Origin of the sequence: Vibrio sp. 1562, assembly GCF_033340155.1 — a bacterium.
GTDB lineage: Bacteria > Pseudomonadota > Gammaproteobacteria > Enterobacterales > Vibrionaceae > Vibrio > Vibrio alginolyticus.
Genome location: NZ_JAWOVY010000364.1, coordinates 1 through 693, shown reverse-complemented (window position 1 = coordinate 693; position 693 = coordinate 1). Strand labels below are relative to the sequence as shown.

1 pseudogene is annotated in these 693 nt (G+C 47.0%); it reads right to left on the bottom strand.

The features are described from left to right. A pseudogene (rumA, locus tag R7Z49_RS25205) lies at positions 1-693 on the bottom strand (23S rRNA (uracil(1939)-C(5))-methyltransferase RlmD); the annotation flags it as partial.

The following is a 693-nucleotide window of genomic DNA, read 5'->3' as shown; positions in this document are numbered from 1 at the left end:
TAACACTCGTTCGTCACTTTGAGGGTCTAACCACTCAATCGCCTGTTCCACCATTTTCTGGTTCACCGCTTGGTTGACCTGAATAAAGTTGTTCGGTGCAAAAGGGATTTTTACGCCCGCTTCTTGATAGAAAGGCACCTCACCTGCAACTAAGTTAAGTTGGTCAGTTTCTGGCATCAGATACAACGAGGCTTGATGGCGTGTCGCTAATTCAACTAATGCACTGACTTCTTCATCGGCCAAATTGCTTAAGTGTCGCAGCGTGATACAAGGCCCGTTGTCACCCAACACCAGTTCTACATGCCCCAATTGCTCTGGCTTTTTGAACGCTGTTAGCACCGAATAAATCTCAGGCAATAGCGCATTCAACTCAGGAGCCAATACCGGACAATCCGTCACTTGTGCAATTTGCTTGCTTTGCTTTTTGCGGAAGCCGAAGTGCAACTGACGCGTTTTCTTATCGACAAACAAACTCACGCGAGCACGACGTCGGTAACCTAAAGACTCGCCCAATACTGGCGCATCCAAATCAATGTCACTGCCAGCAAATTTTCGCATTAACTGACGCAGCGTCTGCTGTTTGTGCGTCAATTGTTGGTCATAATTGAGGTGCTGCAAATCACAACCGCCACATTCATGATAATGCGGACAAAATGGCTCAACGCGCGCATCGCTTGGCTTTAGGATTTTAAT